This is a genomic window from Allobosea sp. P1_B10 (assembly GCF_056406735.1).
Map to the genome: position 1 here is coordinate 1 of NZ_JBFTZP010000007.1, position 23,303 is coordinate 23,303.

Annotated in this window: 26 protein-coding genes; 11 read left to right on the forward strand and 15 right to left on the reverse strand. The window is 67.3% G+C overall.

What is annotated here, in order from left to right; all coding sequences use genetic code 11:
- Positions 1 to 331 precede the first annotated feature (331 nt).
- Together AC1D2L_RS15525 and AC1D2L_RS15530 are read left to right on the forward strand one after the other, a co-directional pair.
- Complete coding sequence (locus AC1D2L_RS15525; protein WP_476846789.1) at positions 332 to 760, forward strand: nucleoside deaminase; 429 nt, start codon at positions 332 to 334, stop codon at positions 758 to 760.
- Positions 761 to 1,139: 379 nt separating this feature from the next.
- Positions 1,140 to 1,427 (forward strand): peptidoglycan L,D-endopeptidase MepK, encoded by a 288-nt coding sequence (locus AC1D2L_RS15530; RefSeq protein ID WP_476846790.1) that lies wholly within the window; start codon positions 1,140 to 1,142, stop codon positions 1,425 to 1,427.
- Between the two features lie 21 nt (positions 1,428 to 1,448).
- Here AC1D2L_RS15530 and AC1D2L_RS15535 read toward each other — a convergent pair whose 3' ends face one another.
- Positions 1,449 to 2,189 (reverse strand): sulfite exporter TauE/SafE family protein, encoded by a 741-nt coding sequence (locus tag AC1D2L_RS15535; RefSeq protein WP_476846791.1) that lies wholly within the window; start codon positions 2,187 to 2,189, stop codon positions 1,449 to 1,451.
- A gap of 235 nt (positions 2,190 to 2,424) precedes the next feature.
- On the opposite strand from AC1D2L_RS15535, the gene AC1D2L_RS15540 reads away from it, so the two are divergent.
- Positions 2,425 to 3,171 (forward strand): ArsR/SmtB family transcription factor, encoded by a 747-nt coding sequence (locus AC1D2L_RS15540; RefSeq protein ID WP_476846792.1) that lies wholly within the window; start codon positions 2,425 to 2,427, stop codon positions 3,169 to 3,171.
- On the opposite strand, the gene AC1D2L_RS15545 is transcribed toward AC1D2L_RS15540, so the two are convergent.
- Genes AC1D2L_RS15545 through purD form a run of 4 tightly spaced genes read right to left on the reverse strand, consistent with a single transcriptional unit; the run spans position 3,131 to position 7,033 of the window.
- On the reverse strand, positions 3,131 to 4,015 hold the full coding sequence (locus AC1D2L_RS15545; protein WP_476846793.1) for a patatin-like phospholipase family protein: 885 nt from the start codon (positions 4,013 to 4,015) through the stop codon (positions 3,131 to 3,133). The genes AC1D2L_RS15540 and AC1D2L_RS15545 overlap by 41 nt on opposite strands.
- 40 nt (positions 4,016 to 4,055) lie before the next feature.
- Positions 4,056 to 4,781: a haloacid dehalogenase type II gene (locus AC1D2L_RS15550; protein WP_476846794.1), complete on the reverse strand. Its 726-nt coding sequence runs from the start codon at positions 4,779 to 4,781 to the stop codon at positions 4,056 to 4,058.
- Between the two features lie 55 nt (positions 4,782 to 4,836).
- Positions 4,837 to 5,748 (reverse strand): alpha/beta fold hydrolase, encoded by a 912-nt coding sequence (locus AC1D2L_RS15555; RefSeq protein WP_476846795.1) that lies wholly within the window; start codon positions 5,746 to 5,748, stop codon positions 4,837 to 4,839.
- 1 nt (position 5,749) lies between these two features.
- Positions 5,750 to 7,033: a phosphoribosylamine--glycine ligase gene (gene purD, locus AC1D2L_RS15560; RefSeq protein ID WP_476846796.1), complete on the reverse strand. Its 1,284-nt coding sequence runs from the start codon at positions 7,031 to 7,033 to the stop codon at positions 5,750 to 5,752.
- A 228-nt stretch (positions 7,034 to 7,261) separates the two neighbouring features.
- On the opposite strand from purD, the gene xseA reads away from it, so the two are divergent.
- Positions 7,262 to 8,788 carry an exodeoxyribonuclease VII large subunit gene (gene xseA, locus AC1D2L_RS15565; protein WP_476846797.1) on the forward strand — a complete coding sequence of 509 codons (1,527 nt, stop codon included), beginning with the start codon at positions 7,262 to 7,264 and terminating at the stop codon, positions 8,786 to 8,788.
- A gap of 16 nt (positions 8,789 to 8,804) precedes the next feature.
- Here xseA and AC1D2L_RS15570 read toward each other — a convergent pair whose 3' ends face one another.
- Positions 8,805 to 9,638: a dienelactone hydrolase family protein gene (locus AC1D2L_RS15570; protein ID WP_476846798.1), complete on the reverse strand. Its 834-nt coding sequence runs from the start codon at positions 9,636 to 9,638 to the stop codon at positions 8,805 to 8,807.
- Between the two features lie 90 nt (positions 9,639 to 9,728).
- Between AC1D2L_RS15570 and AC1D2L_RS15575 the strand changes: the two genes are divergently transcribed.
- Positions 9,729 to 9,950: a DUF2093 domain-containing protein gene (locus tag AC1D2L_RS15575; RefSeq protein ID WP_476846799.1), complete on the forward strand. Its 222-nt coding sequence runs from the start codon at positions 9,729 to 9,731 to the stop codon at positions 9,948 to 9,950.
- Position 9,951: 1 nt separating this feature from the next.
- Here AC1D2L_RS15575 and lpxK read toward each other — a convergent pair whose 3' ends face one another.
- The 5 genes from lpxK to AC1D2L_RS15600 all read right to left on the reverse strand — a co-directional run bounded on the left by lpxK (position 9,952) and on the right by AC1D2L_RS15600 (position 14,384).
- The gene (gene lpxK, locus AC1D2L_RS15580) at positions 9,952 to 10,953 is read right to left on the reverse strand and encodes a tetraacyldisaccharide 4'-kinase (RefSeq protein WP_476846800.1); all 1,002 of its coding nucleotides are present in this window, start codon (positions 10,951 to 10,953) and stop codon (positions 9,952 to 9,954) included.
- Positions 10,953 to 12,254 (reverse strand): 3-deoxy-D-manno-octulosonic acid transferase, encoded by a 1,302-nt coding sequence (locus AC1D2L_RS15585; RefSeq protein WP_476846801.1) that lies wholly within the window; start codon positions 12,252 to 12,254, stop codon positions 10,953 to 10,955. Before AC1D2L_RS15585 ends, lpxK begins: the two co-directional genes overlap by 1 nt.
- Complete coding sequence (locus AC1D2L_RS15590; protein ID WP_476846802.1) at positions 12,251 to 13,000, reverse strand: lysophospholipid acyltransferase family protein; 750 nt, start codon at positions 12,998 to 13,000, stop codon at positions 12,251 to 12,253. The genes AC1D2L_RS15585 and AC1D2L_RS15590 overlap by 4 nt, the downstream gene beginning before the upstream one ends.
- 143 nt (positions 13,001 to 13,143) lie before the next feature.
- Positions 13,144 to 13,371 carry a DUF4170 domain-containing protein gene (locus AC1D2L_RS15595; RefSeq protein WP_476846803.1) on the reverse strand — a complete coding sequence of 76 codons (228 nt, stop codon included), beginning with the start codon at positions 13,369 to 13,371 and terminating at the stop codon, positions 13,144 to 13,146.
- 185 nt (positions 13,372 to 13,556) lie between these two features.
- Positions 13,557 to 14,384 (reverse strand): 3'(2'),5'-bisphosphate nucleotidase CysQ, encoded by an 828-nt coding sequence (locus tag AC1D2L_RS15600; RefSeq protein WP_476846804.1) that lies wholly within the window; start codon positions 14,382 to 14,384, stop codon positions 13,557 to 13,559.
- Between the two features lie 249 nt (positions 14,385 to 14,633).
- Between AC1D2L_RS15600 and AC1D2L_RS15605 the strand changes: the two genes are divergently transcribed.
- The gene (locus tag AC1D2L_RS15605; RefSeq protein ID WP_476846805.1) at positions 14,634 to 15,155 is read left to right on the forward strand and encodes a DUF6101 family protein; all 522 of its coding nucleotides are present in this window, start codon (positions 14,634 to 14,636) and stop codon (positions 15,153 to 15,155) included.
- Positions 15,156 to 15,241: 86 nt separating this feature from the next.
- On the opposite strand, the gene ubiA is transcribed toward AC1D2L_RS15605, so the two are convergent.
- Together ubiA and AC1D2L_RS15615 are read right to left on the reverse strand one after the other, a co-directional pair.
- Complete coding sequence (gene ubiA / locus AC1D2L_RS15610; protein WP_476846997.1) at positions 15,242 to 16,207, reverse strand: 4-hydroxybenzoate octaprenyltransferase; 966 nt, start codon at positions 16,205 to 16,207, stop codon at positions 15,242 to 15,244.
- Between the two features lie 16 nt (positions 16,208 to 16,223).
- Positions 16,224 to 16,679 (reverse strand): hypothetical protein, encoded by a 456-nt coding sequence (locus AC1D2L_RS15615; protein ID WP_476846806.1) that lies wholly within the window; start codon positions 16,677 to 16,679, stop codon positions 16,224 to 16,226.
- A 229-nt stretch (positions 16,680 to 16,908) separates the two neighbouring features.
- On the opposite strand from AC1D2L_RS15615, the gene AC1D2L_RS15620 reads away from it, so the two are divergent.
- The 4 genes from AC1D2L_RS15620 to AC1D2L_RS15635 all read left to right on the forward strand — a co-directional run bounded on the left by AC1D2L_RS15620 (position 16,909) and on the right by AC1D2L_RS15635 (position 20,864).
- A complete protein-coding gene (locus AC1D2L_RS15620; RefSeq protein ID WP_476846807.1) occupies positions 16,909 to 17,655 on the forward strand; it encodes a 16S rRNA (uracil(1498)-N(3))-methyltransferase in 747 nt (248 codons plus the stop codon).
- Between the two features lie 199 nt (positions 17,656 to 17,854).
- Positions 17,855 to 19,030, forward strand: coding sequence for a carboxylate-amine ligase (locus AC1D2L_RS15625; RefSeq protein WP_476846808.1), 1,176 nt, complete (start codon positions 17,855 to 17,857; stop codon positions 19,028 to 19,030).
- A gap of 188 nt (positions 19,031 to 19,218) precedes the next feature.
- Entirely contained in the window at positions 19,219 to 20,598 is a 1,380-nt protein-coding gene (locus tag AC1D2L_RS15630) for a glutamate--cysteine ligase (RefSeq protein ID WP_476846809.1), read from the forward strand.
- Positions 20,599 to 20,690: 92 nt separating this feature from the next.
- A complete protein-coding gene (locus tag AC1D2L_RS15635; protein WP_476846810.1) occupies positions 20,691 to 20,864 on the forward strand; it encodes a Flp family type IVb pilin in 174 nt (57 codons plus the stop codon).
- A gap of 20 nt (positions 20,865 to 20,884) precedes the next feature.
- On the opposite strand, the gene AC1D2L_RS15640 is transcribed toward AC1D2L_RS15635, so the two are convergent.
- On the reverse strand, positions 20,885 to 21,766 hold the full coding sequence (locus AC1D2L_RS15640; protein ID WP_476846811.1) for a LysR substrate-binding domain-containing protein: 882 nt from the start codon (positions 21,764 to 21,766) through the stop codon (positions 20,885 to 20,887).
- A 160-nt stretch (positions 21,767 to 21,926) separates the two neighbouring features.
- Here AC1D2L_RS15640 and AC1D2L_RS15645 point away from each other — a divergent pair, with 160 nt between their 5' ends.
- Positions 21,927 to 22,310, forward strand: a complete 384-nt coding sequence (locus AC1D2L_RS15645) for a DUF1127 domain-containing protein (RefSeq protein ID WP_476846812.1) — start codon at positions 21,927 to 21,929, stop codon at positions 22,308 to 22,310.
- 66 nt (positions 22,311 to 22,376) lie between these two features.
- On the opposite strand, the gene AC1D2L_RS15650 is transcribed toward AC1D2L_RS15645, so the two are convergent.
- Positions 22,377 to 23,303 carry a DUF937 domain-containing protein gene (locus AC1D2L_RS15650; RefSeq protein ID WP_476846813.1) on the reverse strand — a complete coding sequence of 309 codons (927 nt, stop codon included), beginning with the start codon at positions 23,301 to 23,303 and terminating at the stop codon, positions 22,377 to 22,379.

Below are 23,303 nucleotides of genomic sequence, written 5' to 3' on the forward strand. Positions count from 1 at the left end.
ACGCGAGGGGCCACGGCCGCCAAAGCCGCCGCCGCGCGCGCCGCCATCCTTGCCGCCGCCACGGCCGCCTGCGCCGCCGCCCTTGCGCGGACCACGGCTTTTCTGGTTGTTGTCGTCGCTCATGATCGCTCCGAAGCATGGTCCGTGAAAGTGGGGCACACTTTCGCTGGGGGCCGATGCTCACATAATTGGTGTCGCGCGCGTGCCCCGTCGGCGCATGAGCCGAGGGAACGCGGACTTATAGCCGGCGCTTGTAGCAGAGCGCCTTGCCGCTCGCGAGCGGTAAAGCAGGGTTTTAATGGTGCGCATGCAAGGCAATGCTGTGAATGCAATGGCGCTGGCGCTCGACGAGGCCCGCGCGGCGGCCGAGCGCGGCGAGGTTCCGGTCGGCGCGGTGGTGATGCGCGACGGCGTGGTGCTGGCCCGCGCCGGCAATCGCACTCTCGAACTCAAGGACCCGACCGCCCATGCCGAGATGCTGGCGCTGCGCCTCGCCTGCGAGGAGATCGGAAGCGAGCGGCTGATCGGCTGCGATCTCTATGTGACGCTCGAACCCTGCCCGATGTGCGCGGGCGCGATATCCTTCGCCCGCATCCGCCGCCTCTATTTCGGGGCGGGCGATCCCAAGGGGGGCGCGGTCGAGAACGGGGTGCGGCTTTATGGCAGTCCGACCTGTCATCACGCGCCGGAAATTTATGGCGGGCTGGGCGAGAGCGACGCGGCGACGATGTTGCGCGAGTTCTTCAAAGCGAAGAGATAACCTCGGAAAAGCTTGGTCCAGCGTAAAGCGCTAAAATAAATTACATGTATTCGGCATAGCGATAGACTTGATACAGATTCGAAGAGTTTCTTGAAAGGCATTCTCTGCTGCCGCGTGAGATCAGCGCAGCGAGGTGCTGCCACATTTTCGCCTCTGCATCGATTTATTCGGACGGAGAACTGCTCAACCAGACCATGAGATGGTGGTTAGAGCCTTCCATCCTCCCAAGTTGTGTCAGGTAGTAATGCGTAATATTGTGTTGGCCGTTAGTCTTGCGGCTTGTCTGCCCGTTGTCGCGAATGCCACCGTCCCACTCGAAAAGATTTCCTTCCAGCCACAGGTCAAAGGTCTTGGCTGCCTCAGGCCCGAAGCCGTCGCCATGATCAAGGAACTGATCGCCAAGATCGGCCCCATCCAGATCACCTCGACCTGTGGCGGCCGTCACGCTCGCCGCTCCCAGCATTACCATGGCAATGCGATCGACTTCCGGCCGCTCTCGACCTCGGCCCGCCGGGCGGTCGCAGCTGCAAAGACCCTCGACAATCGTGGCGGGGTCGGCTCCTACCCAAACGGCATCGTGCATGTCGATGTCGGAGCCCGCGAGGCCAGCTGGTACGGACACAAGCGCTCCACGCGCCGCTACGCCCGCGTCGCGCACAACAACTGATCCCCGGCGCTGCGGCGATCGTCAGATGGTCCGCAACACCAGATAGCCGCCGAGCAACAGGAGCCCGGCGAAGAAGCTAAGCTTGAATGTTGTGGCCGATATGCGCTGCCGGATCATGGTTCCGGCAGCCATGCCCGCGAGCGCGGGCGCCAGCGCCAGCAGTGAATGCCCGGCGACGGTCGCATCGAGCGCGCCGGCGCCGACCAGGCCAACCGACAGCGCCAGCGTCGAGACGATGAAGGATATGCCGAGTGCTTGGACGAGTTCATCCTTGTCGAGCCCGAGCGCCTGGAGATAGGGCACCGCCGGCAGCACGAAGACGCCGGTAGCAGCGGTCGCGATTCCCGTCGCGATCCCGATGGCCGGCCCGAGCCAGCGCTCGGCGTGGGGCGGTACGCGCAAGGTCGCGGCCTTGAGCCCGACGACTGCATAGGCGACCAGCGCAATGCCGAGCCAGAGCGTCGCCGAGCCGTCCTTCTGCTGCTGCAGCAGGCCTGCCCCAGCCCAGGTGCCCATGCAGATCCCGGCTAGCAGTGGCCAGAGCCGAGCGAGCGCGACCTTGATGCCGGGTCCGGTCGCGATCTGCCAGCCATTGGTGATCAGGTTCGGCACGACCAGCAGCGCTGCGGCCTGGGCCGGCGCCATCACGACGCCAAGGATCCCGACCGCGATGGTCGGCAGCCCCAGCCCGATGACGCCCTTGACGAAGCCGGCCAGCACGAATGTCCCGGCGATGAAGAGAATGAGCGAGGGCGTGTCCATGCCATGTTGTGACATCGGACCCGGCGGCTGTCGCGGGCCGATGCTACGGTCGGCGCCGTAGTGTTCATGCTTGCGTGGTCGGAGGATCGCGGTTGAGGATGTCGAACGCAGTCGCGGGCACTCACCCCGAGGAGCCGGGCGGAATAAATCCCGGATCTCCGCTTCGCTTCGTCCGGGATGACGACGCGAGGAGATGGGACGCTGTGAACGGCGATTACGGCAGGAGAACGATGTCATGAGCGCAAACGGCCCCTACCTCGCCGGGATCGCCAATCTGATGGGAGATCCCGCGCGCGCCAACATGCTGCATGCCCTGATGGACGGGCGCGCGCTCACCGCCAAGGAACTGGCCTACCTCGCCGGCGTCGCGCCGCAGACCGCCAGCGGCCACCTCGCCAAGCTCATGCAGGGCGGGCTGCTCGCCGTCGCAGTCCAGGGTCGCCATCGCTATTTTCGGCTCGCAGGACCGGAGGTCGCGGCAGCACTGGAAGGCTTGATGGTGCTCGCCGGGATCGAGCCGTCGCGGCGCCGGCTGCCGTCGCGCGTCGGTGCGGAACTCAGCGCGGCCCGCACCTGCTACGATCATTTCGCCGGGCGCCTGGGCATCGGCATCCATGACGCACTGGTCTCGGGTGGGCATCTCGCCGTGGCTGAGGGCGGCTATGGCCTGACCGATTCGGGCGAGGCGATCTTCGCGGCGCTGGGTATCGCGAAGGGCCAGGCCGGCAGGAGCAGACGCGCGAGCCTGCGTCCCTGTCTCGACTGGAGCGAACGCAAGCCGCATCTGGCAGGCTCGCTAGCCGCGGCGCTGGCGTGCCGCTGCTTCGAGACCGGCTGGGTCGAGCGCAGGAAGGACAGCCGTGCCGTGCGGCTGACCGAACAGGGCAGGGCGGCATTGCTGGGGGCGATGCCGGGCTTCCGCTGTGACGAGCCCGAGCCGGTCAGTCCCGCCCTTCGAGTGCCTGAGAAAGCCTTCGCTTGACCTCGTCCTTGACGCCTTCCGACGCGTCGAGGATCGCCTGGGCCTTGAAGAAATCGAGCCCGCCAATGCCGTCGATCCCGGCGCGGATCAGGATGTCGGGCGGCTGGCGTTCGATCATGCGCTGCACCAGCGTGCGCGTCAGGATCTGGCTGACGCCGACCATCGCTTCCAGGGGCTCGGGGATGCGGGTGTCGCTGACGGTCGCGGGCGCGCTGGTATCGACGGCCATGACGATGCTGCCGGGTGCCAGGAAGCGCTCATAGGGCAGGGGATTGATCGCGCCGCCGTCGATCAGCACGCGCCCGTCGATGACGACCGGTCGCACGAGCCCGGGTATCGCGAGCGAGGCTGCGACCGCCGGCGTCACCGGGCCGTGCGTCAGCAGCGCCTCGGCGTGCTGATGGTAGTCGGTCGCCAGTGCGGCGAACGGGATCTTCAGCTCCTCGAAACGATCGGGCACCGCGTCGGGCCAGAACAGGTCGAGCATGCGCTCGCCATCGATCAGGACCGGGTTGCCGAGGCCGCGCATCAGATCGGTGAACTTGCCGACGCGGGCGTCGAGCAATCGCGCGATCACCCGCGCCCGGTCCTTGAAGGTCTTGGCGACATGCTCGCGCAGATCCGCGCCCGAGAGACCGGCCGCATAGGCAGCACCGACGATCGCGCCCATCGAGCAGCCGACGATGCGCACCGGCCGGACGCCCAGCTCGTCGAGCGCCTCCAGCACGGGGATATGGCTGAGGCCGCGCGCCCCGCCCGCGCCGAGGACGAGAACGAGCCCCGGCTGCGCCTGTCCGGTTTGACGGGGCGCCATCGCGCGGCCTTGCTGCATGCTGTCAGGCATGGTCGTCTCGTCTCCGGCATCGGCCGAGGGACAGCCTCGGTCAGCCGCCGCTGGCTTCCTTTTCGACGGCAGCGGCCATCTCGCCCAGGCTATTGAAGCGGAAATCATAATGCGGCATCTCGCCGGGGTTCATCGTCGCGCCGAACCCCTCGTCGCCATGACGCCGATAGATCCAGCACGAGGCTAGCCCGACCGTGTTCGCCGGCTTGTGGTCGTGGAACATGCTTTCGGCGGTGTGCAGGATGTCGCCCTTGCCGATGCCGAGATCGGCGAGCGCCTCGAGCATGTAGTCGAAATTGCCGATCGCGGGCTTGTAGCTGCCGATGTCATGGGCGGTGTAGATGGCGTCGAAGTCGATATCGAGCCGGCGGTTGCTGTGGGCGAACGAGACGTTGTCGACATTGGACAGGATGACGAGCTTGTAGTGCTTCTTCAGCACCTTGAGCGCCGCGACAGTGTCGGGGAAGGCTGGCCAGTCGCCCACCGAGCGGCCATAGGCTTCGCATTCCTCCCAGCTCACGGGCACGGCCCATTCTTCCGCGAGGCGCCTGTAGACCACGGCCAGAACCTCGCTGTAGCGCTTGCCGGGGGTGTAGCGCTGCTGGCGCGATTCCTGCCGGGCATGAGCTTCCAGAACCTGATTGCGGCTCAGCGGGCGACCGACCTTTGCGACGAGCGGCGAGAGTGCGGCGACCATGCCGCTCTCCCAGTCGATCAGCGTGCCGTAGCAGTCGAAGGTCAGCGCCTTGAAGTCGGTCAGTTTCATCGAAAGCTCCGGCTCGTCATGAAGTGAATGGCAGATTGGTCGGTTCGAGGCGTGGTCAGGCGGGTGCCTTGAGGAAGGGAAGCAACGCGGCCAGCGTCGCCGCCGGATTTTCTTCAGGCAGGAAATGGCCGCTGTCTATGGCCATGCCCTCGGCCTGCGGTGCGAAGGTTTCGCGCCAGATCTCGAGCGGGCTTGCGCCCTTGGCCGGAATACCCGCCTCGCCCCACAGGACGAGCACCGGGCACAGGATCGTCTTGCCGGCGGCGCGGTCCGCCCTGTCGTGTTCGAGGTCGGTCGTTGCGCCGGCGCGATAATCCTCGCAGGCCGCGTGGATGCGCGCGGGATCGTTGAAGGACTCGCCATAGGACTTCATCGCGAGCGGATCGAACAGATCGAGGTTTTTTGCGCGGCTCCAACTCGCGATGGTGTGGTCGAGCCATCCGAGCGGATTGGCCTTGATCAGGTTTTCCGACACGGGTTCCGGCTGTGCCAGGAAGGTCCAGTGGTAGACCTGCATCGCCCGGGCGGCGTCCATGCCTTCCCACATCGACAGCGTCGGCATGATGTCGAGCAGGGCGAGCCGTTCGACGCGACCGGGATGGTCCAGTGCCAGGCGATAGGCGACGCGCGCCCCGCGATCATGCCCGATCACGGCAAAGCGCAGATGCCCCAGCGCCTGCATCACGGCGACGATGTCCTCGCCCATGCCGCGCTTGCTGTAGGTCTCGGCGCCACCGTCGCCATGGGGCGCGGCAGACCAGCCATAGCCCCGCAGATCCGGGCAGACGACCGTATGCGTCTTCGCCAGTTCGCCTGCGATCTTGTGCCATTCCGCATGCGTCTGCGGAAAGCCGTGGATCAGCACGACCGGCGGACCCTCGCCACCGACCCGGGCAAAGATCTTGCCGACGGGCCCATCGACCCAATGTGCCTGGAAACCGGGGAACAATGGGTCGAGATTTGCCATGTCAGCCTTCCAGTTCGCGCTTGACCGCCTGCCAGCCGATGTCGCGGCGGCAGAATCCGCCCGGCCAGTCGACGACATCGACCGCCGCATAGGCGCGCGCCTGCGCCTCGCTCACGGTCTTGCCCAAGCCCACCATGTTGAGCACGCGACCGCCATCGGCGACAAGCGCGTCGGCGCCGGACAGCCTTGTGCCGGCATGGAAGACGAGCACGTCGTCGAGCGCCTCGGCTTTGGCGATATCCCTGATCTCGCTGCCTTTCTCGGGGGCGGCGGGATAACCCTTCGCGGCGAGGACGACGGTGAGGGCGGCCTTGTCCGACCAGCGCAGATCGACCTGGTCGAGTACGCCGTCGCAGGCCGCCAGCAGAGCCGGCACGAGATCGCTCTTCAGGCGCGGCATCAGCACTTCGCATTCGGGATCGCCGAAGCGGACATTGTATTCGATCAGTTTTGGCCCCTGCGCGGTGATCATCAGACCGGCGAAGAGCACGCCCTTGAACGGGGTGCCGCGCTTGGCCATGCCGGCGAGCGTCGGGCGGATGATCTCGGCCATCACCTGCTCTTCGAGGGCCCGCGTCATCACCGGAGCCGGCGAATAGGCGCCCATGCCGCCGGTATTGGGGCCGGTGTCGCCATCGCCGACGCGCTTGTGGTCCTGCGCCGAGGCGAGCGCCAGCGCATGCGTGCCGTCGCAGAGCGCAAAGAAGCTCGCCTCCTCGCCGATCATCCACTCCTCGATCACGACCTCGGCGCCGGCAGCACCGAGCCCGCCGGAGAACATCATGTCGATGGCTTCATTCGCCTCCGCCAGCGTCTCGGCCATGATCACGCCCTTGCCGGCGGCAAGCCCGTCGGCCTTGATCACGATCGGCGCGCCCTGGGCCGCGACATAGGCCTTGGCCTCGGCAGCGTTGTCGAAGCGCCCGAAGCCTGCCGTGGGGATGTCGAACTCGGCGCAGAGCTCCTTCGTGAATGCCTTCGAGCCCTCGAGCTGTGCGGCTGCCTTGGAGGGCCCGAACACCTTGATGCCGGCTGCGGCCAGGCTGTCGGCGATGCCGTCGACGAGGGGACCCTCGGGGCCGACGACCACGAGGTCGATGCCGTGCAGCTTGCAGAAGGTCGCGACGGCGTCGTGGTTGGCGATGTCGAGCACGACATTCTCGCCGCACTGGGCGGTGCCGGGATTGCCCGGTGAGATATAGAGCCGGTCGCACAGCGCGGAGGCCGATATCGTCCATGCGAGGGCATGCTCGCGTCCGCCCGAGCCGATCAGTAGGAACTTCATCGTCGTCTCCTTACCTGCGACATCCGTCTACCGTGGTCATCCCGGGCGACCAGAGGGAGACCAGGGGGCCAGCCCGGGACGGTTCCGGCATGGCTCCCGGATCTGCGCTTCGCTTCGTCCGGGATGACCCGTACAGGTTCCTGCGCTGAAATCAGAAGGCGGCAATAGCCTTCGACAGTGCGTTGGGCAACGCTTCAGCTCTGCCGTTCCCACCGCTATGGTCCCGCCATGGACAGCGAATCGCCAGAAGCCCCGGTCTCCAACGCTCCCGAATGGTCGGTCTCCGACCTGTCGGGCGCGCTCAAGCGCACGCTGGAGGACAGCTTCGGCTTCGTGCGGGTGCGCGGCGAGATCTCAGGCTATCGCGGGCCGGTCGCGTCGGGGCACGTCTATTTCTCGTTGAAGGACCAGAACGCCAAGATCGACGCGGTGATCTGGAAGGGCGTGTTCGGTCGCCTGAAGACCCGGCCGCAGGACGGGCTGGAGGTCATCGCCACCGGCAAGATCACCACCTTCGCCGGCAAGTCGAGCTACCAGATCATCATCGATTCGCTGGAGCCGGCGGGCATCGGCGCGCTGATGGCGCTGCTGGAGGAACGTCGCAAGAAGCTCGCGGCGGAAGGCCTGTTCGCCGAGGAACGCAAGCAGCTCATCCCCTATCTGCCCAAGGTGATCGGCGTCGTGACCTCGCCGACCGGCGCCGTCATCCGCGATATCCTGCACCGGCTGGAGGATCGCTTCCCACGCCATGTCCTGGTCTGGCCGGTGCGCGTGCAGGGCGAAACCAGCGCAGCCGAGGTCGCCGCCGCCATCAACGGCTTCAATGCCTTGGCGGCAGGCGGCCGGATCCCGCGCCCCGACGTCATCATCGTGGCGCGCGGCGGCGGCTCGCTGGAAGATCTGATGGGCTTCAACGAGGAGGTCGTGGTCCGCGCCGCGGCGTCGTCGCTGATCCCGCTGGTCTCGGCGGTGGGCCATGAAACCGACTGGACCCTGATCGACCACGCCGCCGATCTGCGTGCGCCGACGCCAACGGGCGCCGCAGAAAAGGTCGTGCCCGTGCGCGCCGAACTGATGGCCTTCGTCGCGGACCTCTCGCGCAGGCAGGCCGGCGCGATGCGTCGCCTGTCGGATCGCCGCCGCAGCGATTTCCGGGCACTGAGCCGGGCCCTGCCGGCGCCCGAGGCGTTGCTCTCGGGCCCGCGCCAGCGGCTCGACCTCGCGGCGACGCGCCTCGCTCCGGCGCTAGCCCGAAATGCGCGGGTCCATGAGATGCAGCTTCAGGCGCTGGCCCAGCGCCTCGCCCGCCATTCCCCCTCGGCCCGGCTCGCTGGCTACAGCGCGCGGTTGGACGGGCTCTCCAGCCGCCTCCGGGCGGGACGAGATGCGCTGCTGCGGGCCGAAAAGCTGCGGGTCTCGCGCGCTGCCGAGCGCGTAGGCGATCTTGCATTGCGCGCCGACCGCGCATTTGCGCAGGGGCTTTCCCGGCGTCGCGATGGTCTCGCCTCGATCTGGGCCCTCATGCGTTCGCTCGGCCCACAGTCCGTGCTGGCGCGCGGCTATGCGCTCATTCGAGACGAGGCCGGCGCGCTGGTTCGAAGCACTGCACATGTCAGTGCCGGTCAGAGCCTGAACGTCCAGCTCGCCGACGGGCGCTTCGGCGTGGTCGTGTCGGGCGGAAGCGAGACATCGGCGCGGCCGTCGCGGCCGGCGCGCAAGGAGCCGCCGAAGTCGAGCCAGGGCGACCTGTTCTGAACCTCGCCTGGCGAGGTCAAAAACCCTTCAGGAAGGCCTTCACCCGCTTGATCGCATCGTCGCGCGCGGCCGGGTTGGTGCCGACCATGGCCTTGCCGGTGCCGGTCGCGGAATAGGCGATATCGGAGCGTTCCTTGATCTCGAGCCGTGGGTGGTCGAAATCGTGAAGGGCGCCGGGGTAGAGCACGAGTTCGACACTTTCGCCGCGCATGCGTGCCGCCCGCGCCAGGTAGTCGCAAGGCGCCGGCGGCGTCCAGTCGTCGGCATCCCCCATCAGGATCAGCGCCGGAAGCCGCGCCGAGAAGCTGCTGGATTCCGATTGCAGCCGGCAGCTCGGATAGAACGCGACGGCCCGCGTGAAGTCGGGGAGGCCATCTGCGGGGCGGCGGTCTCGCCTGATCGCGGCCAGAACGGCGGATCCGCCGCCGGACCAACCCATCACGGCGATCATGTCCTTGCGGACGTCGCCCTGCGTCTGGAGCCAGCGGCGCGCGGCTGCTGCATCAGCGACACGCTCGCGGCTCGGGCGGACGGCTGCCTCCTTGACGCCGCATTGCGAGCCCAGCTTGCGGGAGCCGTAGCTGTCGGGCATCAGCACGATCAGGCCGGCCTGCGCCAACTGCTCGCCCCAGTCCGAATGGCGCAGGGAGAGCTTGCCGTCGCTGCGCCAGAGGCCGTTGCAGCCATGCAGGGCGACCACGGCGCCGAATGGGCCGGGGCCGGTGGGACGGTACAGCACGGCGTCGAGTTGCCCGTCGTCGAAGGGAATGCGCACGCGTTCGTAGCCGTCAGCCCGAGCGGTCGAGGACAGGAGAAGCGCAACTCCCATCAGGGCTGCGACAAGGCGCATGAGGCTGGACATCATCGGCGGGCACGCTATCACAGGGCGCGGACTATTTCGATAATCCGTTTTCCGATCAACGGTTTCGATGCTGTGGTGATGAATATCAGCGAGCGCCCCCCGATCCCTGGACCCGAAGCTGCGGTCGACTACGGCCATGGCGAGTTCCGCGTCGTGCGGCCGGGTGCCTTTGTGCGCTGTGCGGTGACAGGCGCGCCGATCCGGCTCGACGATCTCCGCTATTGGTCGGTCGAGTTCCAGGAAGCCTATATCTCGCCGGAAGCCGTGCAATTGCGCCTGCGGCGGGCAGGGCGGGCCTGATTCAGCGCTCGCCGAGGGCGCGGTCCAGCAGCGCCCGCATTGCGCCGACTTCCGCGAACTGCAACGCGACCGGTACCACGACCAGCCGCCACAGCTCTGCCTCGGGCCAGAGCGGGCCGAGCTTGGTCATGTCCTTTTCCGTCGTCGCGATCAGGCAGTCTCGTTCCGTCGCCTGCGCGATGAGCTCCGAGACGTCCGTTGCCGTGTAGGCGTGGTGGTCTGCGAAGGGACGCTCCGCCACGATGCGCGCTTTCGCCGCGCTCAGGGTCGCCGTGAATTTTTCGGGCCTGCCGATGCCGGACACCGCGATCACATACTGGCCGGCCAGCTGCGCGGTGACGCCCGGCGCAGGCGACAGCCGCGCGCCCAGCACGGACAGCCCCCGTTCGGCGGCCTGGGTCGCGACTGCCGCGCCGGCCTCGCCATCGCCGATCACGACCACCGCATCCGCTGCCGACAACTGGCCGCTTAGCGGCGCGCGCAGCGGTCCGGCCGGGAGGCACAGGCCGTTGCCGACGCCGGTAGCGCCATCGACGACGGCCAGCCTCAGCTGTTTTGCCAGCGACGGGTTCTGCAACCCGTCATCCATGACGATGACGCTGGCGCCCAGCGATGTCGCCAGGGCAGCGCCTGCCGGGCGGTCCTGCGCCATGACGGTGCGCGCCTGGCGGGCTAGGAGCAGAGCCTCGTCGCCGACCTCGCTGGCGAGGTGACGCGCGGGATCGACCTCGACGGGGCCCTCCAGCGCCCCGCCATAGCCGCGCGTGAGCATGAAGGGCGTCTCGCCGCGCTGGCGCAGCAGGGCCGCGAGCGCGATGCTGGTGGGCGTCTTGCCGGCGCCGCCGGCGACGAAATTGCCGACGCAGATGATCGGGATGCCGGCTGACGCACCCGGCCGGCGCATGCGCCGCAGCGTGACCGCGCCGTAGAGCCAGCCCAAGGGTTGTAGCAATCGCGCCAGCGCTCCGGGGCGTGGCCGCCACCAGAAAGCCGGCGCGCGCATCAGGAGGCGGACTCGCGCTGGCCGATTGCGACCCGCATCAGCAGGGGCTCGATCGCCTGCATGGTCCGGTTCAGCGCTCCGCCGAGCTGCGCGCTGGTCTGCGCGGCTTTCCTGGCCGCCTGGCGCGCCGCGGCTGGGTCGCTCAGCCAGCGATGGGCGGCGCCGGCGAGAGCCTGGACGTCCGACACCTCGCGCGAGCCGCCATCCTGGTCGAATGCCGCGAAGACGTCGGCGAAATTTCGGATGTGAGGTCCATGGAGCAGGGCGCAGCCGAGCTTGGCGGGCTCGATCGGATTATGCCCACCGGTCGGAACCAGCGAGCCGCCGAGGAACGCGACCTGCGAGAGCCGGAAGAACAGGCCGAGTTCGCCAACGGTATCGGCGATGTAGAGTTCGTCCGCGCGTTCCGGCGCATGGCCGGCGGAGCGCCGCGACACCGCGACCGCGTTGGCCTGCGCGAGCGCTTCGATCTCGACGCCGCGATGCGGGTGGCGTGGGGCGATGATCGTCAGCAGCTTGGGCAGGTGCGCCTTGATGCCGAGATGGGCGGAGATGATCATCTCCTCTTCGCCGGGATGTGTGCTGGCTGCGATCCAGACTGGGCGACCGGTGGTCAGTCCATCGAGGATCGCCAGCGTATTGGCGTCGGCCGGCGGGGCAGGGACGTCGAATTTCAGGTTTCCGGCGATGCTGACGCGCGGGGCGCCCAGCTGCGCCAGCCGCTCGCCGTCGCCCTGCGACTGCGCCAGGCAGGATTCGAAGCAGGAGAGCAGGAAGTGCGAGGTCTTCGGCAGCTTGTACCAGCGCTTGAACGAGCGCTCCGACATGCGTGCATTGACCAGAGCGAGCGGAATGTCGCGCCGGCGCGCCTCGATCACGAGGTTGGGCCAGATCTCCGATTCGCAGATCAGTCCGATCTCGGGGTGCCAGTGGTCCAGGAAGCGGCGAACGTAGCGCGGCACGTCGAGCGGCAAATACTGGTGGATCACGCCTGCCGGCAGGCGCGCCGCGAGCAGTTTCGCCGAGGTCACGGTGCCCGACGTGACCAGCACGGCAAGCCCGCGCCGCTTCAGCATGTCGACCAGCGGCAGCAGCGTCACGGTTTCGCCGACGCTGGCGCCATGCAGCCAGACCAGCGTCTTGTCGGGGCGTCGCACGCTCGGATGTCCGCGCCGCTCGCTGACGCGCTCGGGATCCTCCTTGCCGCGCCGGCGCCGCCACAGCAGCAGTCCGGCGGCTGCCGGCTCCAACGCTGAGGTGAGCAGGCGATAGGCGTGCAGGATTGCGCCCTTGCCGCTCATGCCGCTTCTCCTGCGGCCGGGGCGGCAGGTATCTTTGCGACGCGCAGTCCTTCGCCGGGGTCGCGGGCACCGACCAGTGCATAGGCACGGGCATGGACGTCATCGAGCCCCGCCTCGAGCGCCAGCCGCGCGGCCTCCTGCGTCGCCTCGTCGGCATCGCGGGCGACCCGGATCGCGTCGCCGACGACGATTGCGCCACGGCCGAAGGGCAGACCGATCGAGGCGCGGTCCCAGCTCTTGAAATCGATGCGCCGGCTGGTGACGACGGCGATCGGATGGATCGGCCGGCCGGACGCGCGCGCCAGCGCGATGATGCCCGGCCCCGCGACGCGGGCGCGCTTGGGGATGTCGGCGGTCAGAACCATCGTGTCGCCGGCCGCCAGCCGCCTGACCATGGCGAGGAACGCGCTTGCGCCGCCCTTTTCGCGGATCTTCTTGCCCAGTGCGCCGGAGCCGCGGATCGCGCCGATGCCGAGTTCGCGCAGCGCCACGGCATTGAAGCCGCCATCGCCATGGCGCGAGACCAGCGAGCAGGCCGGCATCCACTCGGGCCGCGAGAACGGGATCATGATGTGCTGGCCGTGCCACATCGCGATGATCAGAGGCAGTTCGGGCCGGACCTTGTCATAGATGTCGGCGGGCTCGATCACGAAGCGGTTGGTGCGCTGGACGAGCTTGAGATAGCCGGCGAGCAGCCGGCCCAGCGTCTCCTGCGCCGCGCGCGTCTTGAGAATGGAGAAGCCCATCGCTGCTGGTCGACCAATCTATGGAATGTGACGTCCTGGTCGGCGCGCGCTATGCGTCTGCATCCGACCAGGGCTGGGGCATGGTGCCGAAATCCGGGAGCCGGTGCGGGCCTTCGCCGGCCGCGCCCGGTCCCGGCTTGCTGTTACGCGCCGGGCTCGAGCAGGCGGTGCAGGTGCACCACGAAATAGCGGGTCTGGGCCTGATCGACGGTCGCCTGCGCCTTGGCCTTCCAGGCGGCATGGGCGGTGGCGTAGTTCGGGTAGACGCCGACGATGTCGAGCTTGGACAGGTCCTTGAAGGTCACGCCGTCGAGCGAGCTCAACTCGCCGCCGATCACGAGATGCAGCAACTGCTTCTGTTCGGATTCCACGTCGATTCTCCGGCTGGGCCTGTCGTCTCAATTCGGGAGGCATGGCGCCGCCGGGAGGGCCCTGCGCCTGCCCGTTCGACATCATGCGGTTCATCAGTCACGGCACCAGATAAGCCATCCGGGCCTGCTGTGCGAGTGTTTTACGGCACGGATTTCGCGATTCCGCGCCCGCAATGGCGCGGCACTCAGACGCGCTGCCCCTGCCCGTCGCGCATCCGCTGCAGGCTCTGCTGCAATGGCAGGGCAAGACCATCTCCACTGGCGACCAGCATGCCGTGGATCGGCGTCTCGCGATTGTAGCTCGCGGCCTGGCCATCGGCTCCGTTCAGTTGCCCGCCTGCTTCCCTGAGGATCAGGTCGGCCGCCGCCAGGTCCCAGTCGCGGGCGTCGGGCGAGATCAGTCCGGCGTCGATGGTCGCATCGGCGATCCGCGCCAGCCTGAGTGCGAGGGAAGGGATCTTCTCGACCTGCTGGAAATCCTCCAGCCGCGCCAGTGCGTCGAGCATCGGCTTGGGGCCGGCGATGCGGGCATCGGTGATCCCCGTCAGCTTCGATGTCGCAATGGCTGCGTCGTTCCGGAACGCGCCCCTGCCGAGGGTGGCCGTATAGGTCGCCTTGCAGGCCGGCGCGTGCACCACGCCCAAGACCGGTACACCCTGGTCGAGCAGCGCGACGCAGACTGCCCAGTCCGGCGAGCCCCCCATATAGGCGCGCGTGCCGTCGATGGGGTCGACGACCCAGACGAAGCGCCGCGACAGCCGCAGCGCGTCGTCGACGGTCTCCTCCGAAAGCCAGGCGGCCTCGGGCATCAAGACCGAAAGCCTGATCCTCAGGAAGGTGTCGACGCCGATATCGGCTTCCGTGACAGGTGAGCCGCCGCTCTTGGACCAGGTCTTGGCCGCCGTCTGGGCGCCAGGCCGGAACAGGTCCAGCGCGATCTCGCCGGCCTCGACGCAGCTCTCGCGGATCGCCGGCAGGAAGTCCGGAACGATTGGCAGCGGTGGCGTGCTCATGATGTGTCCGTATCGGATGGGGTGTTGTGGGTACAAGCGAAAATGCCCGCTCGCCCTGAAAGACTCCGTCAAGCATCAAGCATGAAACAGGCCATTCTGGGACCGCCAAGGCCGGAAACACAGTCCTTTAACCCAACCGCTTAAGCGCTCGGATAGGGCTTGGACGCAAATCTCGGCCTGCAAGCACGAGAGCCCCGGACATCACAGAGGGCTCAGTCGCAGCAGGGTTTACAGAGAGGCGTTATACCGATGGCCAGCGTCACGCCGGCTGCCGGAGAGGTCGACTTCGCGTCAGATCTCTCCGGCCGCTCGACACACACGACCACCGTCCCCAAGAACCCGATGCCGGCGCAACTCGAAGCGCCGCGTATCGAGCGCATCGGGTCCGTCAGGATCTTGCGCGGCGCGCCAGGCTGGCGCGGCATCGCGATGCGCCTGGCCTGCTCGGGCCAGGATGAGGAGCGCCTGGAACTGGCGTTGACCGCCGGCGACGGCCGTTCGATCACGATTGCGGTTGTCCACCAGGACGACGCGGTGGCGCTGTGGCGCGACTGCGGACGCACCAGCGGCCTGCCGCTGCTGCTGGAGACCAGCGATGGTACGGTCTCAGAACCTTTTCCCCAGATCGGCCGCCTGGCGCTCGGGCCGATCAGGATCAGGCGGCGTCATTCCTTCCTCAACGGTCGCCGGCCGCGCTTCCTGGTGCGCCGCAAGACCGGCCGCCTGGCGGAGCGCCCGACGGTGATCGCGGGTGAGCGCCTGACGGACTGAAGAGCGGTCCGGCAGGTCACGACATTCATGCGTCCGGGCTGCCCAGAGGGCGTCCCGGAATGCTGCCGCGTTGGTGGAGCGGAAAGTTACAGGCCGAAGCGGACAAGCGCGTCGAGCGCAAAACCTGCCGCCAGCAGCAGGCCTGCGTCGCGGTTCGACCTGAACAGCTTCAGTGCCAGCGCCGGTTTTACGCCCTTGATCTGGGCGACCTGCCAGCCGAGATGGCCGGCGAAGGCCGCAACCCCGAGCCAGGCGAAGGCTCCGCCACCGACCTGCCTGGTCGCGGCGGCGGTCAGGAGCACGGCTAGACCGAAGCAGCCGCCGATAGCCTCGCGGTTGAGTTCCCCGAAATAGCGCGCGCTCGACTTGATGCCGGCGAGGATGTCGTCCTCGATGTCCTGCAGCGCGTAGATCGTGTCGTAGCCGATCGTCCAGACGACGGCGGCCGCATAGACGAGGTAGGCCGGCGCATCGAGGCGTCCGAACACAGCGCTCCATGCCATCAGGGCGCCCCAGGAGAAGGCCAGCCCGAGGACGAATTGCGGCATCTGGGTGATGCGCTTCATGAAGGGATAAACTGCGACGATCGCCAGCGAACCGATCCCGAGCAGGACGGTGAAGCGATTGAACTGCAGCAGGATCACGAGCCCGATCAGGGACAGCGCGACCATGAAGATCGCAGCCGCCTTGGCCGTGACCTGGCCGGAGGGCAACGGACGCCCGCGCGTTCGCGCCACCTGCGCATCCAGCTTGCGATCGACGATGTCGTTGAATGTCGAGCCCGCGGCACGCATCACCACGGCGCCGATCAGGAACAGCAGGCAGTGCCAGATATCGGGAAAGGCGAACTGCTTCTCGATCGCGGCCAGCCCGGCGCCCCACCAGCACGGCAGCAACAGCAACCACCAGCCGATCGGCCTCTCGATCCGAGCCAGCTTCAGATAGGGCCTGGTCGCAAGCGGCGCGCGCGTATCCACCCAATGGCCTGAGAGCGCATCGGGCAGCGGCGTGTCGTTGGCGGGTGTCGGGACGGCTCGGGCGGTCTCGGGCAGGCGGGCCACGATGGGCTCAGAGTGCGCCCGGAGGAACGCGCATGCCGCCGCCGGTCAGCGCATCGCCGCCGCCGAACGGGTTGCCGCCCTGCTGTTGCTGCTGCGCCCGCTGGGCACGCTGCATCATCTGGGCCTGCTGCTTCACGGCGTTGCAGGCCTGGTTGCGGATGCCGGAGGCCTTTTCGTTGTCGGCCTTCATGTTGCCGATGAACGCGTCGGGAATCTGGCACCAGTCCTTGTTCGCCGCAGCGAACTTCAGAGCCGAATTGCCGTTGCCCACGAGGCGGCCGAGCGTGCTGCAGGCCTGCGCAGGGGTCAGCTTGCGCTTTGTCTTCGAGGCGGAGTTCAGGCTGGCGACGATCGACTGCCGCTCTTGAAGCAGCTTCTGCATCTGCTCGCAGCCGGACGCCTGTGCGTTGGCCGGAGCGGAATCGAGGAGGGACACGATCGCGAGCCCAAAGGTCGCAATCACTCCTGAAGCCATCCTGCGCCGCATCTCGTCCCTCTCCATGATCGCCCTGCTGCGGGTCTTGCCGCGCAACAATGTTAATAGCAGTCCCGACGTGTTAGCGCCAAGCGCCACCGCGAGTCTATCTGCTCCATCGCCCGGGCCGGGCGAATGGTGCCGTTAGTCCATGATTGTGGCGGTTTTCGTGCCTGCTGGCATTTCTCGCGCCGGCCCTGAGATGGAAGCTTTGCGGATGTCCGTTCCCGATTTTGCCCGCTACCGGCTCTGGGTTGCAGCCGATCTGACTGTCGGCACCCGGCTGCCGCTCGAACGCGAGCAGGCCAACTACCTGCTCAACGTGCTGCGCCTGAAAACCGACGATACCGTCATGGTCTTCAACGGCCGAGACGGGGAGTGGCTCGCCGCGATCACGTCCGAGGGGCGCAAATCCGCCAGCCTCGGCCTCCTGCGCCAGGCACGCCCGCAGACGGCGGCGCCCGACATGCACTATCTGTTCGCGCCGTTGAAGCATGCGCGTCTCGACTACATCTCGCAGAAGGCGGTCGAGATGGGGGCCGGCGTGTTGCAGCCCGTACTGACCCGCCGCACCCAGGTCTCGCGGCTCAATCTCGACCGGCTTCAGGCCAATGCGGTCGAGGCTGCCGAACAATGCGGCATCCTCAGCCTCCCCGAGATCCGGCCGGAGTGCGCACTCGACGTGGCGCTCGACGCAATGGAACCAGAGCGGCTGCTGATCTTCTGCGACGAGGCGATGGCGCAGGAAAGCCCGATCACGACCTTGAGCAGGGCCAAGCCAGGTCCCTGCGCGGTGCTGATCGGGCCGGAGGGCGGCTTCGACGAAGCCGAGCGCGCTCGCATCATGGCGCGGCCCAACACGCTGCGGATTTCGTTGGGGCCGCGAATCCTGCGTGCCGATACCGCCGCAGTCGCGGCGCTGACCCTGGTGCAGGCAGTTCTCGGAGACTGGCCGCGCGGCTGAGCGCCGGCTCACATCGCGCCGCTTGCGACATCGCGTCCTGGAACGACTACCGCTTTGCGGCGTTTCCGGCGCTGTGCAGGGGGAAGCCGTATTCTCGACTCATTGGCCATCAGGCTGTGACGCGGGCCCGACAGGGTGTCGCGTCGCGTGCGGACGCCCTCTGCCGGCCTGCCTGAACTAGCCCGATGAGGAACACGCCATGAGCGAAGCCTGTCGCTTCGGTATCGAAGAAGAATATTTCCTGTCCGACGCCGAAAGTCGCGGCGTTGTGCGCAGGGTCCAGCCCAAATTCATCGCGGCGGTTCAGGAGCGTTTCCCTGACGAGGTGCAGCGCGAAATGCTGCAATCGCAGATCGAGGTTGCGACGCCTGTCTGCGAATCAATGGAGGAGGCGAGGGCGTCGCTGTCGGGCCTGCGCCGCAAGCTCGCCGGTCTTGCACTCGAATACGATATGCTCCTGCTGGCTTGCGGCACGCATCCCAGCGCCGTCTGGACGCGCCAGCGCGCCACCGACGCCTCGCGCTATGACCGCCTGATGCGCGATCTCCAGATGCTCGGCAGCCGCAATCAGCTCTGCGGGCTGCATGTCCATGTCGAGGTGCCAGACGAGGATGAGCGCATCAGCCTGATGGTGCGCATCCTGCCTTACCTGCCCGTGCTGCTGGCGCTCTCGACTTCCTCGCCGTTTTGGCAGGGCCAGCGCACCGGCCTGATGGGCTACCGGCTCTCGGCCTATGCCGAACTCCCGCGGACGGGACTGCCGGAGCTCTTCCTCGATCCCGCGGATTATCGCGCCTATGTCGAGACCATGACCGCGGCCGGCGCGATCAAGGACACCAGCTATATCTGGTGGGCGATTCGCCCCTCCGACAAGCATCCGACGCTGGAACTGCGGATCGCCGACAGCTGCACGCGGCTCGACGACACTCTGGCGATCGCGGCGCTGTATCGCTGCATCGTCCGCCATCTCCAGCGCAATCCGGCCGTCAATACCGACCTCACCGCGGCATCGCGGGCTATCGCGGCCGAAAACGTGTGGCGGGCCCAGCGCTATGGCAGCCATGGCGGTCTCATCTGCGCGAAAAGCCGCACGATGCGCACGGTGCCGAGCCTCGTCGATGAACTCGTCGACCAGTTGGCGGGGGACGCCGCAGCGCTGGGTTGCGCCCGCGACCTCGCCCATTGCCGGACCATCGCCACAGGCGGCAGCAGCGCCGACATGCAGCTCGCGGTCTTCGAGGAGGCGCGTGCACGGGCCGGTGGGCAGGCGGCCGGCCTCGCGGCCGTGGTCGACTGGCTGGCCTCGGAAACCCGCCTGGACGGCGCGGCTTTGGCCACGCCGGATGCCAGGCAGGACTGGCGCGGCGCGGCCTGAGCGGTGATTCGCGGCGGGCGACGCAGGGCCGGTCTGCGCTGCCGCAAGAAGTTCGTCCGAAAAACGCGGGTCGGAGGTCGTTGTCGAGCGATCCCGCCTCGCCTATGTCTGGCGCTCCCGGAAGCCTGATCCGTCGCTGCAGCCCGCAGGATGGAAGCCTGGCCTCGATTACTTGCGCCGGAGCGCCCATGGCTCGCGATGTGTCCGATTCGACCCCGGTCGGTTCCAAGGACGAACTGATTTCCTGGATCGCCGTTGGCGAAAAACCGGCCTCCGACTTCAGGATCGGCACGGAACACGAGAAGTTCCCGTTCTATCGCGAGGACAATGCGGCGGTCCCCTATGACGGGCGCGGCGACAAGGGCGGCATCCGCCATTTGCTCGAAGGCATGCAGGCCAAGCTCGGCTGGGAGCCTATCGTGGATGATGGCCACATCATCGGGCTGGCCGGTCCCGACGGCGGCGGCGCGATTTCGCTCGAGCCCGGCGGCCAGTTCGAACTGTCCGGCGCCCCGGTCGAGACGCTGCACGACACGGCCGAGGAACTCGCCGGGCATCTCGCCGACGTCAAGGCGGTGGCCGAGCCGCACGGCATCGGCTTCGTCTCGCTGGGCCATTCGCCGCTTTGGACACGCGAGCAGACGCCCGTGATGCCCAAGGGGCGCTACAAGATCATGGCGAACTACATGCCGAAGGTCGGCACACGCGGTCTCGACATGATGTTCCGCACCTGCACCGTGCAGGTGAACCTCGATTTTGCGACTGAAGCGGACATGGTCAGGAAACTCCGGGTCTCGCTGGCCCTGCAGCCGCTCGCGACCGCGCTGTTCGCGTCCTCGCCCTTTACCGAAGGCAAGCTGAACGGCTTCCAGTCCGTGCGCTCCGAGATCTGGCGCGACACCGACAAGGCCCGCTCGGGCATGATCCCCTTCGCCTTCGACGAGGCCATGTCCTACGAGGCCTATGTCGACTGGGCCCTCGACGTGCCGATGTATTTCGTCAAGCGCGGGGCGGTCTATCACGACGTCGCCGGCGCTTCCTTCCGCGACCTGCTGGCCGGAAAGCTCGCACAACTGCCGGGCGAGCGCGCGACCATCTCGGATTGGGCCAACCACCTCTCGACGCTGTTCCCGGAAGTCAGGCTGAAGCGCTTCCTCGAGATGCGCGGCGCCGATGCCGGCCCCGAAGAACTCCTGAACGCGCTGCCTGCCTTCTGGGTCGGACTGCTCTACGACCAGACCGCGCTCGACGGCGCGTGGGAGCTCGTCAAGGGCTGGAGCGACGACGAACGTCAGGCTCTGCGTGACGCGGTGCCGAAGCAGGGCCTCGACGCCGTGATCGCGGGGCGCAAGCTCCAGGATATCGCTGGCGAGGTGCTGGCGCTGTCGCGGGCGGGCCTGGCGCGCCGGGCGCGCAAGAACGCGGCCGGTCAGGACGAGACCGTCTTCCTCGATCCGCTGAACGAAATCGTCGCGAGCGGCCGGACACTGTCCCAGACGCTGAGCACGACCTTCGGGAGCAAGTGGAAGGGGCAGATCGCGCCAGTCTTCGACGAGTGCGCGATCTGAAGGCGGCGGATTCGCCTGAAAAGCGACAAATGGCCGGGATTGAAGTCTTGCGATTAACTGTTTGTCCGAGACTTTGCCGCTAGCTTAGCGGCATGAACAGGTTCGTACGCCATCTCCAGCGCTTCGCCGCAGACCAGCGCGGCGCGACGGCGATCGAGTACTGTTTCATCGCAGGTCTGATCTCGATCGTCATTGTCGCCAGCGCGACGCAGATCGGGCAGTCACTCATCCGCATGGTCGCCGGCGTCAACAGCGGCCTCCCGTAAGTCACGAGGCGACGGGGGCCCTATTCGGCCGCCGTCTTGAAGCTCTGCAGGTTGTCCAGGCTCTGGATGATGTGCTCCGCCAGCGCGTTCGAGAGCACGGACGGATCGAACCGCGTCCGCAGCAGGCCGATCTTGCAGGATGGCAGCGTCGAATAGCCATCCGTCGGGCCAAGGATGCGCATGCCGGGCCGGACAGCACTTTCGGGCAGCACCGAGACGGCAAGTCCCGCCACGACGGCCGCGCCCACAGCCGTCGAATTCCAGCTCGCATAGAGCACGCGGAACCGGCGGCCCTTGGTCTCAAGTGCCTCGACGGCCGCCTGCCGCCAGTTGCAGGTCGGCCGGCCCAGCGCCAGCGGCAGCGGGTCCTCCTCATGCACGCCGTGGCGCGCGGAGGTTACCCAGAGCAGCGGTTCGATGCGGATGATCTCGCCCTGGCCGCGGCTCTCGACATGGGTGATGATCGCGAGGTCGATGTCGCCGGTGGCGATCCTGTCCGCCAGCATCGGCGTCGGCTCGCAAACCACGGTGACTTCGGCGCGCGGGTTGGAGCGGGCGAAGCGCGCCAGGATCTCGGGCAGATAGCGGTCGGCATAGTCGTCGGGCACGCCGAGGCGGATGCGCCCCTTCAGGTCTGCGTCGGTGAAGCTCGCGACGCATTCCAGGTTGAGCCGGACGATGCGGCGGGCGTAGTCGAGCAGCCGCTCGCCATCCTCGGTCAGCTTGGCATGGCGCCCGTCACGACCAAACAGCGGCCGGCCGACGCGCTCCTCGAGCCGTTTCATCTGCATGGACACGGCCGATTGCGTTTTGAAGACCACCTCCGCGGCCCGCGTGAACGAGCCCGTATCGGCTATCGCGACAAAGGTTTTGAGCTGGTCTGCATCGAGCACATGCGCCATGGCGGTTCTCCGGGACGCTCATCAATATCCGTGTTGTCAAGCATCATAAGCATTCGTTTGGCTGATGGCTAGTCCGTAGCTATCCTTTGGTCAGTCTCGAAGCTTTGCCAGCGGCGCGTCCGGGCAAAGCAGGGGATGTCCCGTAGCTCAGGAGGCCGTCATGCTTATCATGACATTTGCCACGAAGTCGTTCGCATCGGTTTCGGCCGGCGTCACGCGTGTTGCTGCCCAAGGGATTGCCGGTGTCATCTCGTTCGCGAAAGCTGTCGTCAATCGCCGGGAAATCCTGCTCCTGACCGAGCTCGACGACCGAAGCCTCAAGGATATCGGGCTCATGCGCGCCGATGTCGAGGGTGCGCTGGCGTCGTCCTGGCTGAAGGATCCCTCAAGCGTACTCGCCTCCCGCTCCACCGCGTCCGCGCGTGCGGCAACGGCGCGGCGCGAGGCAGCCTCGGGAGACGCAAAGGTCCAGCTGAAGGTTGCCCCCGTCCAGGGGCGCACTCCGGCCCCGGCCAACGATCATGAGGTTGCGTGCTGCACCTGACCCCTTGGGGTGGCACGTTCCTGTGGGCGGGAGCTTAGCGCTTCCGCCCTTTTTCTTGAGCGGACCTCAGCGGCGCTTCTGGCCGCCGAACATGCCCTCGAATATCGACCTCAGCGCATCCTGATGGCTGTCCTGGACCTGCCGGCCGTGCTCGAACATCTGGTTCAGCGCATCGAGGCCGATCGAGCCCGGCCCGGTCTGGCCGGAAGCGGGAGCCTCGTCGGGCTCGTCCTGCGGTTCGGCCTGTCGCGGCGCGCGTGGCTGCTCCGCGCTGCGGGGCTCGGCCGGCTGCGCACCGCCCAGCATCCCGGTCAGGATCTGTCCGAGCAAGCCGCCGCCCATCTGGTCGGAGCCCATCTGTCCGCCGGGCATCTGGCCTCCGCCGAAGGGGCCGCCACCCTGCGTCTGCCCGGGCCCTGCGGTCTGGCCGCTGCCGAACAGCCCGCCGAGGATGGCTTCGAGCGGGTTGGCAGGGTTCGCCGAGGGCTGCGGCGCAGCCTGCCCCGGATTCTGGCCCGGCATCTGGCCGCGCATCATCTCGCCGATCTGGCCGAACATTCCGCTCATGCCCTGGCTGTTGGCGGATTTGAACAGCCCGCCCATCACCATGGAGGCGATCACCGGCAGCATCTGCTTGAGGATCGCCTGGCCCACGCCCGATGTCGCGGCGGCCTGGGCGGCGACCGCGTTGCTCACGTCCTTCGAGCCGAAAAGCTGGCTGAGCACGTCGTTGCCCATCGTCTTCGCATTATCGGGGATGCCGTCGCCATTGGCGTCGAACATTTTTGCAAAGGGGCTGGCAGTCATCATCTGCGCCAGATTTCCGAAGGCGTAAGGGTCCTGCGTCTGACGCTGGAGCCCCATCGAGAACGCAGGCAGCAGGGCTTCGACAGCGGCCTGCGTCTGCTGCTGGCTGAGCCCGTATTGCCGGGCGATGTTCTGCATAGCCTGCCCGTTCTGGGCCGCTTGCATCATCTCGAACAGGTTCATCAT

Excerpts from the sequence above, each read along its gene's own strand:
- AC1D2L_RS15545 (WP_476846793.1), bottom strand. The coding sequence starts at position 4,015 with ATGCCTGACAGCATGCAGCAAGGCCGCGCGATGGCGCCCCGTCAAACC.
- AC1D2L_RS15530 (WP_476846790.1), top strand. The coding sequence starts at position 1,140 with ATGATCAAGGAACTGATCGCCAAGATCGGCCCCATCCAGATCACCTCG.
- AC1D2L_RS15570 (WP_476846798.1), bottom strand. The coding sequence starts at position 9,638 with ATGCGCCTTGTCGCAGCCCTGATGGGAGTTGCGCTTCTCCTGTCCTCG.
- AC1D2L_RS15550 (WP_476846794.1), bottom strand. The coding sequence starts at position 4,781 with ATGAAACTGACCGACTTCAAGGCGCTGACCTTCGACTGCTACGGCACG.
- AC1D2L_RS15620 (WP_476846807.1), top strand. The coding sequence starts at position 16,909 with ATGTCCGTTCCCGATTTTGCCCGCTACCGGCTCTGGGTTGCAGCCGAT.
- AC1D2L_RS15630 (WP_476846809.1), top strand. The coding sequence starts at position 19,219 with ATGGCTCGCGATGTGTCCGATTCGACCCCGGTCGGTTCCAAGGACGAA.
- AC1D2L_RS15540 (WP_476846792.1), top strand. The coding sequence starts at position 2,425 with ATGAGCGCAAACGGCCCCTACCTCGCCGGGATCGCCAATCTGATGGGA.
- AC1D2L_RS15650 (WP_476846813.1), bottom strand. The coding sequence starts at position 23,303 with ATGATGAACCTGTTCGAGATGATGCAAGCGGCCCAGAACGGGCAGGCT.
- AC1D2L_RS15640 (WP_476846811.1), bottom strand. The coding sequence starts at position 21,766 with ATGGCGCATGTGCTCGATGCAGACCAGCTCAAAACCTTTGTCGCGATA.
- lpxK (WP_476846800.1), bottom strand. The coding sequence starts at position 10,953 with ATGCGCGCGCCGGCTTTCTGGTGGCGGCCACGCCCCGGAGCGCTGGCG.
- AC1D2L_RS15585 (WP_476846801.1), bottom strand. The coding sequence starts at position 12,254 with ATGAGCGGCAAGGGCGCAATCCTGCACGCCTATCGCCTGCTCACCTCA.
- AC1D2L_RS15590 (WP_476846802.1), bottom strand. The coding sequence starts at position 13,000 with ATGGGCTTCTCCATTCTCAAGACGCGCGCGGCGCAGGAGACGCTGGGC.
- AC1D2L_RS15555 (WP_476846795.1), bottom strand. The coding sequence starts at position 5,748 with ATGGCAAATCTCGACCCATTGTTCCCCGGTTTCCAGGCACATTGGGTC.
- AC1D2L_RS15635 (WP_476846810.1), top strand. The coding sequence starts at position 20,691 with ATGAACAGGTTCGTACGCCATCTCCAGCGCTTCGCCGCAGACCAGCGC.
- AC1D2L_RS15645 (WP_476846812.1), top strand. The coding sequence starts at position 21,927 with ATGCTTATCATGACATTTGCCACGAAGTCGTTCGCATCGGTTTCGGCC.
- AC1D2L_RS15535 (WP_476846791.1), bottom strand. The coding sequence starts at position 2,189 with ATGGACACGCCCTCGCTCATTCTCTTCATCGCCGGGACATTCGTGCTG.
- purD (WP_476846796.1), bottom strand. The coding sequence starts at position 7,033 with ATGAAGTTCCTACTGATCGGCTCGGGCGGACGCGAGCATGCCCTCGCA.
- AC1D2L_RS15605 (WP_476846805.1), top strand. The coding sequence starts at position 14,634 with ATGGCCAGCGTCACGCCGGCTGCCGGAGAGGTCGACTTCGCGTCAGAT.
- AC1D2L_RS15625 (WP_476846808.1), top strand. The coding sequence starts at position 17,855 with ATGAGCGAAGCCTGTCGCTTCGGTATCGAAGAAGAATATTTCCTGTCC.
- AC1D2L_RS15575 (WP_476846799.1), top strand. The coding sequence starts at position 9,729 with ATGAATATCAGCGAGCGCCCCCCGATCCCTGGACCCGAAGCTGCGGTC.
- AC1D2L_RS15600 (WP_476846804.1), bottom strand. The coding sequence starts at position 14,384 with ATGAGCACGCCACCGCTGCCAATCGTTCCGGACTTCCTGCCGGCGATC.
- AC1D2L_RS15525 (WP_476846789.1), top strand. The coding sequence starts at position 332 with ATGGCGCTGGCGCTCGACGAGGCCCGCGCGGCGGCCGAGCGCGGCGAG.
- xseA (WP_476846797.1), top strand. The coding sequence starts at position 7,262 with ATGGACAGCGAATCGCCAGAAGCCCCGGTCTCCAACGCTCCCGAATGG.